19 protein-coding genes and 1 tRNA gene are annotated in these 15,599 nt (G+C 67.9%); 16 read left to right on the top strand and 4 right to left on the bottom strand.

Features of this window, described 5'->3' with window-relative positions; all coding sequences use genetic code 11:
- Positions 1–20 precede the first annotated feature (20 nt).
- The 8 genes from ACSC1W_RS00370 to ACSC1W_RS00405 all read left to right on the top strand — a co-directional run bounded on the left by ACSC1W_RS00370 (position 21) and on the right by ACSC1W_RS00405 (position 6,152).
- Positions 21–881 (top strand): aldo/keto reductase, encoded by an 861-nt coding sequence (locus tag ACSC1W_RS00370; RefSeq protein WP_435344394.1) that lies wholly within the window; start codon positions 21–23, stop codon positions 879–881.
- A 169-nt stretch (positions 882–1,050) separates the two neighbouring features.
- Positions 1,051–1,365, top strand: a complete 315-nt coding sequence (locus ACSC1W_RS00375) for a DUF8106 domain-containing protein (RefSeq protein ID WP_435344395.1) — start codon at positions 1,051–1,053, stop codon at positions 1,363–1,365.
- A gap of 246 nt (positions 1,366–1,611) precedes the next feature.
- Positions 1,612–2,040 carry a 30S ribosomal protein S12 gene (locus ACSC1W_RS00380; RefSeq protein ID WP_089733776.1) on the top strand — a complete coding sequence of 143 codons (429 nt, stop codon included), beginning with the start codon at positions 1,612–1,614 and terminating at the stop codon, positions 2,038–2,040.
- Between the two features lie 2 nt (positions 2,041–2,042).
- Positions 2,043–2,657, top strand: coding sequence for a 30S ribosomal protein S7 (locus ACSC1W_RS00385; RefSeq protein ID WP_435344398.1), 615 nt, complete (start codon positions 2,043–2,045; stop codon positions 2,655–2,657).
- Between the two features lie 85 nt (positions 2,658–2,742).
- Entirely contained in the window at positions 2,743–4,059 is a 1,317-nt protein-coding gene (locus tag ACSC1W_RS00390) for a PQQ-dependent sugar dehydrogenase (RefSeq protein ID WP_435344400.1), read from the top strand.
- A gap of 73 nt (positions 4,060–4,132) precedes the next feature.
- The gene (locus ACSC1W_RS00395) at positions 4,133–4,717 is read left to right on the top strand and encodes a biotin transporter BioY (protein ID WP_435344402.1); all 585 of its coding nucleotides are present in this window, start codon (positions 4,133–4,135) and stop codon (positions 4,715–4,717) included.
- Positions 4,714–5,418 carry an energy-coupling factor ABC transporter ATP-binding protein gene (locus ACSC1W_RS00400; protein ID WP_435344404.1) on the top strand — a complete coding sequence of 235 codons (705 nt, stop codon included), beginning with the start codon at positions 4,714–4,716 and terminating at the stop codon, positions 5,416–5,418. Before ACSC1W_RS00395 ends, ACSC1W_RS00400 begins: the two co-directional genes overlap by 4 nt.
- Before the next feature lie 2 nt (positions 5,419–5,420).
- On the top strand, positions 5,421–6,152 hold the full coding sequence (locus ACSC1W_RS00405; RefSeq protein ID WP_435345987.1) for an energy-coupling factor transporter transmembrane component T family protein: 732 nt from the start codon (positions 5,421–5,423) through the stop codon (positions 6,150–6,152).
- Positions 6,153–6,164: 12 nt separating this feature from the next.
- On the opposite strand, the gene fer is transcribed toward ACSC1W_RS00405, so the two are convergent.
- On the bottom strand, positions 6,165–6,803 hold the full coding sequence (gene fer, locus ACSC1W_RS00410; protein ID WP_435344406.1) for a ferredoxin Fer: 639 nt from the start codon (positions 6,801–6,803) through the stop codon (positions 6,165–6,167).
- Positions 6,804–6,884: 81 nt separating this feature from the next.
- Positions 6,885–7,637, bottom strand: a complete 753-nt coding sequence (locus ACSC1W_RS00415; RefSeq protein WP_435344407.1) for a DUF5781 family protein — start codon at positions 7,635–7,637, stop codon at positions 6,885–6,887.
- A 258-nt stretch (positions 7,638–7,895) separates the two neighbouring features.
- On the opposite strand from ACSC1W_RS00415, the gene ACSC1W_RS00420 reads away from it, so the two are divergent.
- Positions 7,896–10,082, top strand: a complete 2,187-nt coding sequence (locus tag ACSC1W_RS00420) for an elongation factor EF-2 (RefSeq protein WP_435344409.1) — start codon at positions 7,896–7,898, stop codon at positions 10,080–10,082.
- 103 nt (positions 10,083–10,185) lie between these two features.
- On the opposite strand, the gene ACSC1W_RS00425 is transcribed toward ACSC1W_RS00420, so the two are convergent.
- A complete protein-coding gene (locus ACSC1W_RS00425) occupies positions 10,186–10,404 on the bottom strand; it encodes a hypothetical protein (protein ID WP_435344411.1) in 219 nt (72 codons plus the stop codon).
- 152 nt (positions 10,405–10,556) lie between these two features.
- On the opposite strand from ACSC1W_RS00425, the gene ACSC1W_RS00430 reads away from it, so the two are divergent.
- The 6 genes from ACSC1W_RS00430 (at position 10,557) to ACSC1W_RS00455 (ending at position 14,656) form a co-directional block, all read left to right on the top strand.
- The gene (locus ACSC1W_RS00430) at positions 10,557–11,087 is read left to right on the top strand and encodes an amino acid-binding protein (protein ID WP_435344413.1); all 531 of its coding nucleotides are present in this window, start codon (positions 10,557–10,559) and stop codon (positions 11,085–11,087) included.
- Positions 11,084–12,031 (top strand): homoserine dehydrogenase, encoded by a 948-nt coding sequence (locus ACSC1W_RS00435; RefSeq protein ID WP_435344415.1) that lies wholly within the window; start codon positions 11,084–11,086, stop codon positions 12,029–12,031. Before ACSC1W_RS00430 ends, ACSC1W_RS00435 begins: the two co-directional genes overlap by 4 nt.
- Positions 12,032–12,256: 225 nt before the next feature.
- Entirely contained in the window at positions 12,257–13,522 is a 1,266-nt protein-coding gene (tuf, locus tag ACSC1W_RS00440; protein WP_435344417.1) for a translation elongation factor EF-1 subunit alpha, read from the top strand.
- A 4-nt stretch (positions 13,523–13,526) separates the two neighbouring features.
- A complete protein-coding gene (gene rpsJ / locus ACSC1W_RS00445) occupies positions 13,527–13,835 on the top strand; it encodes a 30S ribosomal protein S10 (protein ID WP_261649817.1) in 309 nt (102 codons plus the stop codon).
- A gap of 92 nt (positions 13,836–13,927) precedes the next feature.
- A complete protein-coding gene (locus ACSC1W_RS00450) occupies positions 13,928–14,551 on the top strand; it encodes a rhomboid family intramembrane serine protease (protein WP_435344419.1) in 624 nt (207 codons plus the stop codon).
- A 33-nt stretch (positions 14,552–14,584) separates the two neighbouring features.
- A tRNA-Ala gene (locus ACSC1W_RS00455) sits at positions 14,585–14,656 on the top strand.
- Between the two features lie 163 nt (positions 14,657–14,819).
- Here ACSC1W_RS00455 and ACSC1W_RS00460 read toward each other — a convergent pair.
- Positions 14,820–15,053, bottom strand: coding sequence for a DUF2061 domain-containing protein (locus tag ACSC1W_RS00460; RefSeq protein ID WP_435344421.1), 234 nt, complete (start codon positions 15,051–15,053; stop codon positions 14,820–14,822).
- A 114-nt stretch (positions 15,054–15,167) separates the two neighbouring features.
- Here ACSC1W_RS00460 and ACSC1W_RS00465 point away from each other — a divergent pair, with 114 nt between their 5' ends.
- Positions 15,168–15,596, top strand: coding sequence for a DUF8147 domain-containing protein (locus ACSC1W_RS00465; RefSeq protein WP_435344423.1), 429 nt, complete (start codon positions 15,168–15,170; stop codon positions 15,594–15,596).
- Positions 15,597–15,599: the final 3 nt, after the last annotated feature.

A 15,599-nucleotide genomic window follows, 5' to 3' on the forward strand; every position in this document is an offset into this window, starting at 1 on the left:
CCGCGACCGCAGACTGACGCATGGTCGAGAACCAGTCCGGGACGTTCGAACTGGGCGGCGAAACCACCATCAGGCGACTCGGGTTCGGTGCGATGCGGCTCACGGGCGAGGACATCATCGGCCCGCCGGACGACGAGGCCGAGGCAAAACGCGTCGCGCGTCGCGCCGTCGAACTCGGCGTCGACTTCGTCGACACCGCCGACTCCTACGGTCCGGGCGTCTCCGAGCGACTCCTCGGCGAGGCGCTCGACTGCACGCGCGACGACCTCGTCGTCGCCACGAAGGGCGGCCTGCTCCGGAACCGCGACGGCGACTGGCTCCCCCACGGCGACCCCGACTACCTGCGCAACGCCCACCTCTGTAGCATCGACCGTCTGGGTGTCGACTCCATCGACCTCTACCAGTACCACCGCCCCGACCCGTCGACGGACTTCGAGACGTCCATCCAGGCGCTCGCAGAACTGAAGGACGACGGCGTCGTCGACCACCTCGGCGTGAGCAACGTCACCGTCGACCAGCTGGAGACGGCGATGGACGTGACCGACATAGCGACCGTCCAGAACCGCTACAACGTCGGCCACCGCGAGCACGAGGCCGTCCTGCAGGCCTGCGAGACCTACGGCATCGGGTTCGTCCCGTGGTACCCCCTCGGCGCCGGCGGCCTGGACGACGACGTCGCCGCGGAACTCGACGACGTGGCCGAGTCCCACGACGCCACCAGGCCACAGATAGCGCTGGCGTGGCTCCTCGCGCACTCCGACGTCACACTGCCGATTCCGGGCACCTCCAGCGTCGAGCACCTGGAGCAGAACGTCGCCGCCACCGCCATCGACCTGACCGACGACGAACTGGCGCGCCTGGACGACGTCGGCTCGGCGTAGTCCGGCGCGGACGCCGCCGTCGCGCCCCAGGGACACCCCACGATGGGCGGCTGGACAGCCGCCGACGTACGAGGTGTTGGGATGTCTCGATATCCCTGTGAACCCCTCATACGTGTGCGGTACGCATACGCAGGCGAGGCTTTTCCCGTTCGAGAACTTAGCCCCGCGCATGACCCCCTCCAGTGCCACCCGACCGCCCGACGCGGACCACGGCCGACGGAAGGCCACGCTGTTCTGTAGCGTCTGCGACCACGAGAGCCCGACGGACGGCGACTGGGTGCTCGCCGACGCCACGGCGGGCACCGCCTACGAGTGTCCCGAGTGCGGCCACACCGTCACCGTCCGTCGGTCCTACGCCGACGGCGACGACGAGGCCGGTTCCGGCCGCCCCACGGCGAGACTGGTCTCGACCCCAGTCAAACTCTGGGCCGACTACGTCGAGGTCGTGAACCGCGCCGCGAGTCGCTGGGCCCCCGGCGACTGACGACGACCCGTCGGTCACGACCCGGCGTCACCGGCATGGCGAACTGGCGAACGTCTCGGCCGGCTAACACACCAAACGAGCGTGTTTCCGGCCCGCGTTCGGAGTAAAACGCTCGCAGAGTGCGTAACTCGAATCGGAGAGACGGCCTCAGATTCCTCCTTCGACCCCTCTCGCCGTCGCTGGAGCCGTAACTCCCGACTCGAAAAGGGGAGGCTTAAGTGGCTCCGTAAGATACCGACGTGTACTATGGCAAACGGCAAGTACGCCGCGCGCAAGCTCAAGAAGGACCGCCAGAACCACCGGTGGTCCGACTCTGAGTACGCCCGACGCGAGCGAGGGCTTCGCAAGAAGTCCGACCCGCTCGAGGGCGCGCCCCAGGGTCGAGGTATCGTTCTGGAGAAGGTCGGCATCGAGGCGAAACAGCCCAACTCCGCGATTCGAAAGTGCGTCCGTGTCCAGCTCATCAAGAACGGCAAGCAGGTCACGGCGTTCTGCCCCGGAGACGGCGCCATCTCGTTCATCGACGAGCACGACGAGGTCACCATCGCCGGTATCGGTGGGGCGAAGGGTCGTGCGATGGGCGACCTCTCCGGCGTGAACTACAAGGTCGAGAAGGTCAACGGCGTCGCCATGCTCGAACTGGTCCGCGGGAACGCGGAGAAGCCGGTGCGATAACCATGGCGGCAGAAGACACACCCGAACCGGAGAAGCCCGCCGGCACCGACGAGGAGGGCGCACGCGCACAGCTCTTTGCGACGTGGGACATCACCGAGATAGAGTACGCCGACCCCTCGACCGAGCGCTACATCACCGTGACGCCGGTCGCACACACGATGGGTCGTCACTCCTCCAAGCAGTTCAAGAAGTCCGAGATATCCATCGTCGAGCGTCTCATCAACCGCCTGATGCAGACCGAGGAGAACACGGGCAAGAAGCAGAAGGCGCTCCAGATCGTCCGCGACGGCTTCGAGATTATCCACGACCGCACCGAGGAGAACCCGGTGCAGGTGCTCGTGACGGCCGTCGAGAACGCGGCACCGCGGGAGGAGACCGTCCGCCTGAAGTACGGTGGCATCTCCGTCCCGAAGGCGGTCGACGTCGCCCCGCAGCGTCGCGTCGACCAGGCGCTGATGTTCCTCGCGACGGGCGTCCAGAACGCGTCGTTCAAGACGCCGACGCCCGCCGCCGAGGCGCTGGCCGACCAGCTCATCGGTGCGGCCAACTACGACGTCCAGACGTACGCCATCAGCCAGAAGGAAGAGAAAGAACGCGTCGCGGCCGCGGCACGCTAACGCTCTCTCGCTTCTCTCTCGCTCGCGCCCCGAGCGACGGTTCGATTACACGAAGTATTTACCGGTCCTGTCGATAGCTGTCGGCATGTCTCCGACCCCTCCAACGCGACGTCAGTTCCTCGCCGCGAGCGGCGCGCTCGGCCTCGCAGGGTGCCTGTCGCAGTCCCTGGCGACCGAGCCGAACACGGCGACCTACGACCGGTCGGTCGACCGGGACCGCGCGGACTGGGCGAAGTACGACCCGGACTGGACGGCACCGACGGACTCGCCGCTGGCGTACGAGTACGAGACCGAGGTGCTGGTCGAGAACCTGGAGATTCCGTGGGACCTCTCGTTCACCGGCACGGACGAACTGTTCCTGACCGAACGGACCGGCACGATTCGCCGGTTCGAATCGGGCGACGTCGTCGACGTGGTGTCGCCGGACGACGCCATCGACGCGGGAGCCATCGAACCGGGCGACGAGCAGACCTGGTGGGTCGACGGCGGCGAGGGCGGGTTGCTCGGGGTCGCCGCCCATCCGGGCTTTCCAGACCCACCGCTGGTGTACGCCTACTACACGTACCGGGACGGCGACGGGCGGTACAACCGGGTGGCCTCTTTCGACGCGTCAGCCGAGGCGCCGAACCGGACCCAGGAGACCATCGTCGACGACATCCCCGGGACGAACGTCCACAACGGCGGGCGCATCGCGTTCGGGCCTGACGGCTACCTATGGATAACGACCGGCGAGGCGAACGAGCGCGAACTCGCGGCCGACCGCGAGTCCCTCGGCGGGAAGGTCCTTCGCGTGACGACGACCGGCGACCCGGCACCGGGCAACCCGGAGACGGGCGACCGGCGGGTCTTCGCGTACGGCCACCGCAACCCGCAGTGCATCACCTGGTTGCCCGACACGACGCCGGTCGTGGCCGAGCACGGGCCGGCTGGCAAGGACGAGGTGAACCTCGTCTCGGCCGGTCGAAACAGCGGGTGGCCGGAGGCCCGAACGCCCGACGAGTACCGGAACAGCGACGTCGGTCGCCCCGTCGTCAACACCGGCAACGAGACGTGGGCACCGACCGGGGGCGTCTTCTACACCGGCGACAGCGTCCCGGGGCTGCAGAACCGACTGCTCGTCGGCGGCCTCCGCAGCCAGCAACTCGTCGCCGTCACCCTCTCCCGGTCCGGCGAGGACCTCCCCCCCGCCGAGAACGGCCGGCGATTCGACGCCGACTGGATGGACGACCGGTACGTCGCCACCGTCCACGTCCTGTTCGAGAACGAGTTCGGGCGCATCCGCCACGTCGAGCAGGGGCCGAACGGCGACCTCTACTTCGTCACGTCCAACCGTGACGGCCGCGCTCGCGAGCCGTTCCCGACGGAGGGCCACGACGTACTCGTCCGCGTCACGCAGGCCTGAGTCGGGACCGACGTGGGCGGCAGCAATCTCGTAAACCGGAACTATATTGGCGGTTGACGAGGGTTCGGTAGACATGTCCGAATCTCACGAGTCGGTCGAACTCGTCGGCGACGAGACCGTCCAGAACCTCGCGCTGGCGGCGCTTCTCGCTGCGCTGACCGCCGCCCTCGCACAGGTTTCGCTTCCCATGCCGGGGGCGCTGCCACCCGTCACGCTCCAGACCACCGCCGTGTTCCTCGCGGGACTGGTGCTCGGGGTGCGGTGGGCCGGGTTCTCGCTGGTCGTCTACCTGCTCACGGGCGTCGCCGGCGCGCCGGTGTTCGCACAGGGACACGCTGGACTGGGGACCCTCCTCGGGTCGACCGGGGGCTTCCTGCTCGGCTACCTGCTCGCCGCGACGCTCATCGCGGCCGTCGTCCACAGGGGGCTGGGGACCCGCCCGCTGTCGTCGGTGTCGACCGCCACGCAGGTCGGGGCCGTCTGTCTCGGCATCGTCGTCATCTACGTCGTCGGCACGCCGTGGATGGCGTCGGTGCTCGGGTGGTCGCTGGAGAGGGCGTTCACCGTCATGCTCCCGTACCTCCCCGGCGACCTCGTCGAGATGGTCGCCGTCGTCGCGCTGGTCCGCGCCGGTGACCTCGGTGCGCTCACCGGATGATAGCGGTCGACGACCTGGTCCACGAGTTCGACGGCCACCGCGCCGTCGACGGACTCTCGCTGGCCGTCGGCGACGGCGAGTTCGTGCTGCTCGTGGGTCCGAACGGCAGCGGGAAGACGACGCTCGTCAGGCACTTCAACGGCCTGCTCGCCCCCGACTCGGGGACCGTCAGGGTCGACGGCGAGTCCGTCTCGGCGAACCCCGTCGCCGCCAGGACCAGCGTCGGGATGGTTTTCCAGCACCCTCGCGACCAGCTCGTGGCGGCGACCGTCGGTGCCGACGTGGCCTTCGGTCCGGAGAACCTCGGCCTCGCACGCGAGGAGATAGACCGCCGGGTGACCGCGGCGCTCGACGCCGTCGGCATGGCCGGCCGAGAGGACGACCGGGTCGACGAACTCTCCGGAGGGGAGCAGTCCCGGGTCGCCGTCGCGGGCGCGCTCGCGATGGAACCCGGTCACCTCGTGCTGGACGAACCGTTCGCCGGCCTGGACCGGCGTGCTCGCCGGTCCGTGCTCGCCCACCTCGACGACCTGCACGAGGCGGGCACCAGCGTCGTCGTCGTCACCCACGACCTGCGTGACCTGCTCGACCGTGCCGACCGCGTCGTCGCACTGTCGTCGGGGCGCGTCGTCGCAGACGGTCCGCCGGGGGCGGTCCGCCCCGACCTCTCGGACCTCGGGGTCGACGTCCCGCCCTCGTGACCGTGCTCTCGTACGCCCCGGGCGACTCGTTCGCTCACGGACTGGACGCCCGGTCTAAGCTGACGTTCCAGGTCGGCTTCGCCGTCGCCGTGTTCGCCAACCCGACGCCGCGGTGGCTGGCCGCGATGGTCGTCGTCGCCGCGGCGTCGCTTGCCGGGGCGCGCGTCTCTCCGCTGGCCGTGGTCTGGTCGTTGCGACTCGTCCTCGCGTTCCTGGCGCTCAGCCCGCTCGTCGCCGCGGTGACGGTCGGCCCGCCGTGGCTGGTGCCGGCGCGGGCCGTCGACTCGGCGCTCGCCGTCTCGCGGGTCGTCCTCGTCCTCTTCGTGAGCGCGGCGTACGTCCGGACCACGCCGGTCCGGGCGACGCGGGCGGCGGTCCAGCGGTACGTCCCGGGGAAGGCGGGTCGCCTGCTCGGGGCCGGGATGGCGCTCACGCTCCGGTTCCTGCCGCTGTTGCGCCGGGACCTGCTGGCGGTCCGCGAGGCGATGCACGCACGCGGCGGCCAGCGCCGGTCCGTCGTCGACCGGACGCGCCGGGTCGGACTCGTCGGCCTCTCGCGGGCGTTCGAGCGCGCCGACCGCCTCTCGGTCGCGCTCCGCGCCCGTTGTTTCTCGTGGAACCCGACGCCGCCACCGGCGTCGTTCGCCCCTGCGGACGCCCTCGTCACGGTGGCCGGGGCGGCGCTGGCGCTCGCGGGCCTGTGGTGGTCGGTCGCTGGCGTCCTGCCGCACTGAGACCGTCGACACTCAGTTCGGCCGGGGTGGGAGCCAGAGGTCCTCGAGTTCCGGCAGGTGCTTGACGTTGTAGACGACCTTCATCTCGGGCGTGGTCGGCGTGCCGATGCAGGAGAGCAGGATGCCCTGTTCGGTCAGTTCGGGCGGGAGGACGTGGTCGACCGAGAGTTCGAGTTCGCCCTCGACGACCGCGACCGCACAGTTCGCACAGGCACCGCCACGGCAGGAGTAGGGCCACGAGAAGCCGCGGTCCTCGGCCGCCTCGAGGAGCGTCTCGCCGGACTCGACGTCGAACCAGCCGTGGTCGTCCTCGTCGAGTCTCGCCCTGGCGGCCTTCTCGAACAGGTCGTCGTCGTCGAGGTCCCAGCCGTGGTCGTCGAGCACCTCGTAGTTGAGATACTCGACCTGGGTCCGTGTGTCTGCTTCGGGTGGGCCCGTGGACCGCTCCGGCGCGGGTTCGGTGTCGGCGTCCTCCCAGTCGGACCGGTCGCCGGAGCGGAGGTCCTCGTACGCCGTCTGGACCATCTGGAACTCCCGCACGCTCCCGCCCTGGTCCGGGTGGGCCTCTTTCACCCGCCGTCGATAGGCACGACTTATCTCCTCGTCGTCGGCGTCCGGGTCGATGCGCAGTATCTCGAACGGGGAGGGCACGGCTATCGCTAACGACATCAGCATAATAAGTCTCTCCCACTCAGCAAGACGTGCACCCTGGGCCGGCGTCGGCGGTGGGTCTCAGTCGGCGGCCTGCTGGCTCCCCAGCGCGTACTCGCGGGTCACGTCGACCAGTGCCTTCCGGTACTCGCTCTCGCTGGGGTCGTCGGCGAGCGAGGCGAACCGCTGTTTGAACCGTTCCAGACTCACCTCGGGTGCGTCGCTGGCGGCGGCGGCGGCCAGGTCGTACAGTCGGTGGCCGCGGCCGACCAGTCCGTGTCGCTCGACCAGCGCCAGCGCGAACGCGGCGTTGACCGCGGTGATGTCGGGGTCGGACCCCGGGTTCGCGGGGACCAGTCCGCCCCGGAACGGTCGTGGCTGGTCGGCGACGGCGGCGGCCAGCCCCGACTCGAGGAACGAGACGAGTTTGTCCGAGGGGGCGAGGCGGACGGTGATGTCGTCGGCGTAGATGTCCTTCATGTGGTTCGCTATCTGGTAGCACTGGGCGACCTTGTGGCGCTCGACGCTGTTGCCTGCGAGGCCGAGGAACAGCGCCTCGTCCGTCGACTGGGTGTGCGAGGGGTGTGACTCCTCGTAGCGTGCCATGTGCGAGAACTCGTGGAGCGAGAGTTCTCGTGCCATCGCACTCGTGGCTGCACGCCGCGAGATGTTGAGGACGTGGTGGTCGTCGTAGTGGGCGGTCCAGGTCCGTTCGTCCGGGTTCTCTCGAACGTGGACGCGGACCGGGAGGGTTACGTCGTACTCCGTCTCGAAGACGTCCTTGGCGCTGAGAAACGGGCTGGTCGGGCCAGCCCCCTGTACGCGAACCTCCATGTTCAACTATACCACGGAACTCGCGGCCAAGAGCGTTGCGGCTACGTACGTCGTTGCCGGGAGGGGCGCCGGCCGGGCCAGAACCGACAGCAGGAACCGACCTGGGAAGTCGCCGACCACCGTGACTCGGTGGCTCTTCCGTGGGTATAGTTGACGAACGTAACCCAGAGAATCGCGTGCAAGCACCGGGGAATACGGGTGAACTGGGTCCGGACGAAAACACTACCCTTTTGAACCTTGTGCCGGAAGGAGATACCAATGGGTAGACGCAAGAAGATAGTCAACGAGTGCGAGCGACTGATGGACGAACCGGAGCAGATCCGGAACATCGCCATCGCCGCACACGTCGACCACGGCAAGACAACACTCACAGACAACCTCCTCGCGGGAACGGGCATGATCGCCGACGAAGGTGAGGCGAAGAAGCTCATGATGGACACCGAGGAGGACGAACAGGAGCGTGGGATCACCATCGACGCGGCGAACGTCTCGATGACCCACGAGTACGACGACGAGAACCACCTCATCAACCTCATCGACACCCCCGGCCACGTCGACTTCGGTGGCGACGTCACCCGCGCGATGCGTGCGGTCGACGGCGCACTCGTCGTCGTGGACGCGGTCGAGGGCGCGATGCCCCAGACCGAGACGGTCGTCCGGCAGGCCCTGCGCGAGGGCGTCAAGCCGGCGCTGTTCATCAACAAGGTCGACCGCCTCATCTCGGAACTGCAGGAGGGTCCCCAGGAGATGCAGGAGCGCCTCCAGAAGGTCATCGCGGACGTCAACGAACTCATCCGCGGGATGACCGAGGACATGGACGACGTCGACGACTGGACCGTCTCCGTCGAGGACGGCACCGTCGCGTTCGGGTCCGCCCTCTACATGTGGGGCGTCTCCGTCAACTCCATGCAGCGCACCGGTCTCGACTTCGGCGACATCATCGAACTCGAACGCGCCGACAAGCGCCAGGAACTCCACGAGAAGACCCCGCTGTCGAACGTCGTGCTGGACATGGTCGTCGAGCACTTCCCGAACCCGCTCGACGCCCAGCCCCGTCGTATCCCGCGCATCTGGCGCGGCGACGACCAGAGCGAGATCGCAGAGCAGATGCGCCTGGTCGACGACGAGGGCGAGGTCGTCCTGATGGTCACCGACATCGCGATGGACCCCCACGCCGGCGAGATCGCCACGGGGCGCGTCTTCTCCGGCACCGTCGAGAAGGGCCAGGACCTCTACGTCTCCGGCACCGCGGGCACGAACCGCATCCAGTCCGTCGGCATCTTCATGGGCGGCGAGCGCGAGGAGGTCGAGCACGTCCCGGCAGGGAACATCGCGGCCGTCACCGGTCTGCGCGACGCCATCGCCGGGTCGACCGTCTCCTCGGTCGAGATGACGCCGTTCGAGTCCATCGAGCACATCTCCGAGCCGGTCATCACGAAGTCCGTCGAGGCGAAGAGCATGGACGACCTGCCGAAGCTCATCGAGGCGCTTCGCCAGTTCTCCAAGGAGGACCCGACCATCCAGATCGAGATCAACGAGGACACCGGCGAGCACCTCATCTCCGGTCAGGGCGAACTCCACCTCGAAGTCATCACCCAGCGCATGGAGCGCAACCAGGGCATCCCGGTCAACACCGGTGAGCCCATCGTCGTCTACCGCGAGGCACCGCGCCAGGCGACCGAGGAGGTCGAGGGCATCTCGCCGAACCGACACAACCGGTTCTACCTCACCCTCGAACCGCTCAGCGAGGACGTCGTCGAGAAGATCCGCCTCGGCGAGGTCTCGATGGACATGCCCGAGCAGGAGCGTCGCGAGACCCTGCAGGAGGCCGGCATGGACAAGGACACCTCCCAGAACGTCGAGCACATCTACGGGACCAACATCCTCATCGACGACACGAAGGGTATCCAGCACCTCAACGAGACGATGGAACTCGTCATCGAGGGGCTCGAGGAGGCCCTCGAGGACGGCCCGCTGGCCGCCGAACCCGTCCAGGGCGCGCTGCTCCGCCTGAAGGACGCCCGCCTCCACGAGGACACCATCCACCGCGGTCCGGCACAGGTAATCCCCGCCGTTCGGGAGGCCGTCCACCGCGCCCTCATCCACTCCGGCGTCGCACTGCTGGAACCGATGCAGGACGTCCGCATCGACGTGCCGAACGAGCACATGGGCGCCGCGTCCGGCGAGATTCAGGGTCGCCGTGGCCGCGTCGACGACATGTACCAGGAGGGCGACCTCATGGTCGTCGAGGGCATCGCGCCCGTCGACGAGATGATCGGCTTCTCCTCGGACATCCGCTCTGCGACCGAGGGTCGCGCGTCGTGGAACACCGAGAACGCCGGCTTCGAGTTCATGTCCGACTCGCTCCAGCGCGAGAAGATCATGGAGATCCGCGAGCGCAAGGGCATGAAGCTGGAACTGCCCGAAGGCGCCGACTACCTGTAGACTCTCTCTCTCTTCGTTCTCGTTCGCCGGGTAGCGGCGGGTCTCTGTGTCGGTGCTACGGGTTCGAGGGAGTGACCCCGGGCCTGCCCGATGCTCGTACCGTTCAGAACGGCAGGTAGCGGTCGTAGAACGCGTCGATGCGCTCGTTTATCTCGTCGCCGTCGCGTGCGCCGTAGGGGTACCGCGAGAAGTAGTAGGCGCAGGCGAGGAGCACGCCCATGGTCTGGGTCAGCGACGGGGCGACGGCCGAGGTCACGAGGATGCCGACGATGCCGAGCACGCTGGCGACGAGGACTTCGAACAGCTGGCGAGTGACGGACATACCCGAGGGTTCGGGTGACGGCTCAAGAAGCCACCGGACCGACGAGTCGAATCCCGAGACAGTGGAGAGACTTGCACGGGGCTGAAGGCTTATGTCCGCCTGGCGGGTCAGACCTGGTATGAAGCGACCACGCCCGGTGTCAGGTGATGGCGATGGCTGACCTCTCCGAGACGCGGCGGGCGTACACAGTGCGGCTGGAACTCGTCGACGAACCGGGGGAACTCCTGCGTGCACTCCGACCCATCGCGGAGAACGGGGGGAACCTGCTGTCGGTGTTCCACGAGCGCGGCAACCTCACCCCCCGGGGGAACATCCCGGTCGAGGTGGACCTGGAGTGCTCGCCGGCCCGGTTCGAGAACGTCGTCGACGGGTTGCGCGAGGCCGGCGTGACCGTCACGCAGGCCGGTGCCGAGCAGTACGCGGAGCAGGTGACGGTCCTGCTGGTGGGCCACCTCGTCGACACCGACCTCTCGGACACGCTGTCGTCCGTCGAGGAGTGTACCGGTGCGTCGGTGACCGACTTCTCGCTGGACGCACCCGAGGGGACCGCCGAACCGTCGAGTGCACGCCTCCACCTCGCGGTCGACCCGGAACTCGTCGACGACGCGCTGTCGGCGGTCCGTGCCGTCGCGGAGCGAAAGGACCTGATGGTCGTCGAACCCCTCGTGGAGGTGGAGGCGTGAGACTCGCCGTCTTCGGGGCCGGGGCCGTCGGTCGGTCCGTCGTGCGACTCGCCGGCGAACGCGGCCACACCGTGACGGCGGTGGCCGACTCGTCGAGCGCGGTGGTCGACCCCGACGGCGTCGACGTCGAGGCGGTCCTCGACCGGAAGGCCACGGAGGGCACCGTCGGGTCGGCCACCCCGGACGACGCGCTCGCGGCCCCCTACGACGTGCTCGTCGAGGCGACGCCGACGACGCTCGACGACGCCGACCCCGGGTTCTCGCACCTGCAGAGCGCGCTCGAACGCGACCGGCACGTCGTCCTCGCGAACAAGGGGCCGGTCGCGGAGCGATACGCCGACGTCCGCCGACTCGAGGCAGACAGCGAGGGCCGGGTGCTGTTCGAGGCCACCGTCGGCGGTGCCATCCCGGTCCTCGGCACCGTCGCCGACTACGGACCGGAGCAGGTGACGGCGGTCCGGGGCGTGCTCAACGGCACGGCGAACTTCATCCTCTCGCGGATGGCCGCCGAGGGACTCGACTACGAACACGTCCTCGCCGAGGCACAGGACCTCGGCGTCGCCGAGGCAGACCCCGCCTTCGACGTGGAGGGGACCGACGCCGCGCTGAAGTGCGTCATCCTCGCCAACGTGCTGGGCGACGGGGAGCCCGAGTACACGCTCTCGGACGCGACGGTCGACGGCATCGTCGACATCCCGCCGAGCGCGCTGTCGCTCGCACAGGAGGACGGACGGACGGTCCGACTCATCGGCGAGGCGACGCCGGACGGGATTCGCGTCGGCCCCAGGCTCGTCCCGACCGACAGTCCGCTGGCGGTGAGCGGGACGGAGAACATCGTCCAGCTGGAGACCAGACACGCCGGGACGCTGGCACTTCGCGGGCGCGGGGCAGGCGGTGACGAGACCGCGAGTGCCGTCCTCGCGGACGTGGCCCGCCTGGAGTGACTCGTCCGGTCAGGCACTGCCAACCGGGTCGGAAGACGGTGCCTTCCCAGCGCTAGATACCGGCTACCGGTGGCGACCCGTCGGGGGTCTGGGAGTGGTTGTCGTATGTCGCCGTGACACAAACCGCAAGACGGAGACGGGGTAGGCAGGAGTACGTATCGAAATGGTTTTAACCGTTTCTGCCGAAAGATTCCCACACAGCGCCTCTGCGCGTGAGATATAACAATGAGCGACAAACCGCACCAGAACCTGGCCATCATCGGCCACGTCGACCACGGGAAGAGTACACTGGTCGGACGACTCCTCTTCGAGACGGGGAGCGTCCCAGAGCACGTAATCGAGCAGTACCGAGAGGAAGCCGAGGAGAAGGGCAAGGGCGGCTTCGAGTTCGCCTACGTCATGGACAACCTCGCCGAAGAGCGCGAGCGCGGTGTCACCATCGACATCGCCCACCAGGAGTTCGACACCGACGAGTTCTACTTCACCATCGTCGACTGTCCGGGCCACCGCGACTTCGTCAAGAACATGATCACCGGCGCGTCCCAGGCCGACAACGCCGTCCTCGTCGTCGCAGCTGACGACGGCGTCGCGCCCCAGACCCGGGAGCACGTCTTCCTGGCACGCACGCTGGGTATCGGCGAGCTCATCATCGGCGTCAACAAGATGGACGTCGTCGACTACAGCGAGGACACCTACAACGAGGTCAAGAGCGAGGTCAACAAGCTCCTGAAGCAGGTCCAGTTCAAGTCCGACGACGCGACCTTCATCCCGATCTCGGCGTTCGAGGGCGACAACATCGCCGAGCGCTCCGACAACACCGACTGGTACGACGGAGACATCCTCCTGGAGGCACTCAACAACCTGCCGGAGCCGCAGCCGCCGACGGACGCGCCGCTGCGCCTCCCGATCCAGGACGTCTACACCATCTCCGGCATCGGTACGGTGCCGGTCGGACGTGTCGAGACGGGTATGCTCAACACGGGCGACAACGTCTCGTTCCAGCCCTCCGACGTCGGTGGCGAGGTCAAGACCATCGAGATGCACCACGAGGAAGTGCCGGAGGCCGGCCCCGGCGACAACGTCGGGTTCAACGTCCGCGGCATCGGCAAGGACGACATCCGCCGCGGTGACGTCTGTGGCCCCGCCGACGACCCGCCGTCGGTCGCCGAGACGTTCCAGGCACAGATCGTCGTCATGCAGCACCCGTCCGTCATCACGGCCGGTTACACGCCGGTCTTCCACGCACACACGGCACAGGTCGCCTGTACCATCGAGTCCATCGACAAGAAGATGGACCCCGCCTCGGGCGAGGTCGCCGAGGAGAATCCGGACTTCATCCAGTCCGGCGACTCCGCGGTCGTCACCGTCCGACCGCAGAAGCCGCTCAGCATCGAACCGTCCAGCGAGATTCCGGAACTCGGTTCGTTCGCAGTCCGCGACATGGGTCAGACCATCGCGGCTGGGAAGGTCATGAGCGTCAACGAGAAGTAAACAGATGCAGCAGGCACGCGTCCGACTCGCGGGCACCAGCCCCGACGACCTCGACAACATCTGCGACGACGTTCGCGAGATCGCGAACAAGACCGGCGTCAACCTCTCGGGGCCCATCCCGCTCCCGACGAAGACGCTGGAGATTCCGACGCGCAAGTCCCCCGACGGTGAAGGGACTGCGACGTGGGAGCACTGGGAGATGCGCGTCCACAAGCGCCTGATCGACCTCGACGCTGACGAACGCGCGCTTCGTCAGCTGATGCGGATTCAGGTGCCGAACGACGTCAGCATCGAAATCGTCCTCGAGGACTGAGGACGCTGCCGACGGCTTCTCTCTCTCGCGCAGTCGCCGTCGGTCGTCGCACTGCCCGACCAGTTTAGTAGCTGCGGCACCCTCCTGTATATATGTCTCGACGCTCGGGTAGTCCGACACTCGACACCATCGTCCTCTTCGCCATCGTCTTCGCCGTCCAGGTGGTCGTGAGCCTGTTCACCGGTCTCGTCGGGCTCGTCGGCGTCCACGACTTCCTGTTCGTGCTCCAGTCGCCGCTCCGCCAGCCGTGGGCGTTCGTCACCAGCGTCTACGCCCACGCCAGCCTCGCGCACCTGCTCTCGAACACCGTCGCGCTCGTCCTCGTCGGGTTCCTCCTCGAACGCCGGACGACCCGTGCGCGATTCCACGCCTTCTTCGTCGTGAGCGGCGCTCTCGCGGGCATCGCGCAGGTGTTCGTCGGCGGGCCAGGGGCCGGCGTCCTCGGTGCGAGCGGGGCCGTCTTCGCCCTCTACGGCTACGTCCTCGGCGGGAACCGCCTCACGGACGGCATCCTCGCCCGACTGAACCTCCCGGGCTGGGTCGAATACGCGGTCTTCCTGGTCGTCGCACTGGTCCTGACCCTCGCGACGAGTGCCCCCCGCGTCGCCCTCGTCGCACACTTCACCGGCTTCCTCGTCGGCGTCGCCGCCGGCCGGGTCAACCTGCTGGCGGTGTCACAACGACCCGCGCACGGGACCCGAAAGGAAAGTTACTAATACGCACCACGGGCTACGTTGGGATGCCACAGCGGGCTTGTAGATCAGCGGCAGATCGCTTCCTTCGCAAGGAAGAGGCCCTGGGTTCAAATCCCAGCAAGTCCATGATTCTACGCAACGAACTGATACCCGAGCGACGCGTTCGTACGGTGGGTCTGTCGCGTCCGACTCCCACCGTTCCGTTCTTTAAGTGCTTCTCGCGACAAGGGTTCGTAGTGAAGGATTCTACTGGGGCCAGGAACCGGAGAGCCCCGGCTCTATCTGTGGCTCACACGCCCCAGGCGATTCGGTCCCACAGTCGTTCGTACCCGTAGTACGTCCCGGTCTTCACGACGTTCGCCACGATGCCGATGTTCACCGACGCGGCGACGTCGTCAGTCACCAGGAACGCGACCACGACCGTCACCAGGACCATCAGCACCCGGTAGAGCAGCGTCTTGACGACGGCACGCGTCCGAAGTTGGTTCGGCGTTCGGGAGAACAGCGACGAGAGCGCGGTCATACCCGGCGAGTAGGGCCGGCGGTCGCATTACCGTTGGGGTGAGTCCGGACCGTCGTTCCCACGTCACGGGAACCGTATCACGAGTATATCGGCCCAGAGAGCGTTCTACAGGGTATGAAAACCATCGTCGAAGGGCTCGTCGCGGTGCTCGCAGGGACGTTCGCGTTCGTCGCGGGGACGGTCGTGGTGACGGCGACGCTCGACCCCCACGTCTGGCCATCGCTGCTCGTCGGGCTCCCGGTCGGCATCACGGTCGGGGTGACGGCCACGCTGGCGGCCCTGGCAGCCATGCGCTACCGCGAGGGGCGGCGCGTCGGCGACCTCTCGCCCGACGTCGTCGGGGCCTACCGGGCGGCGGTCGTCGCCGTCGCTGCCTGCGTGTTCGTCGTGCCGGTCGGAATCGTCGCGGTGATACTGGACGTGGGCGAGGTCGGTATCGCGCTGCTCGTGGTCGGCCTCCCAGCCAGCGTGCTGGTCGGCGCCGCCGTGGCGTACCTGACCACGCGTCGGCGCGGGCGGCCCGGTCGGGAGCAGGCCGCCTGAGGT

This window comes from Haloarchaeobius marinus (assembly GCF_051207415.1).
Classification (GTDB): domain Archaea; phylum Halobacteriota; class Halobacteria; order Halobacteriales; family Natrialbaceae; genus Haloarchaeobius.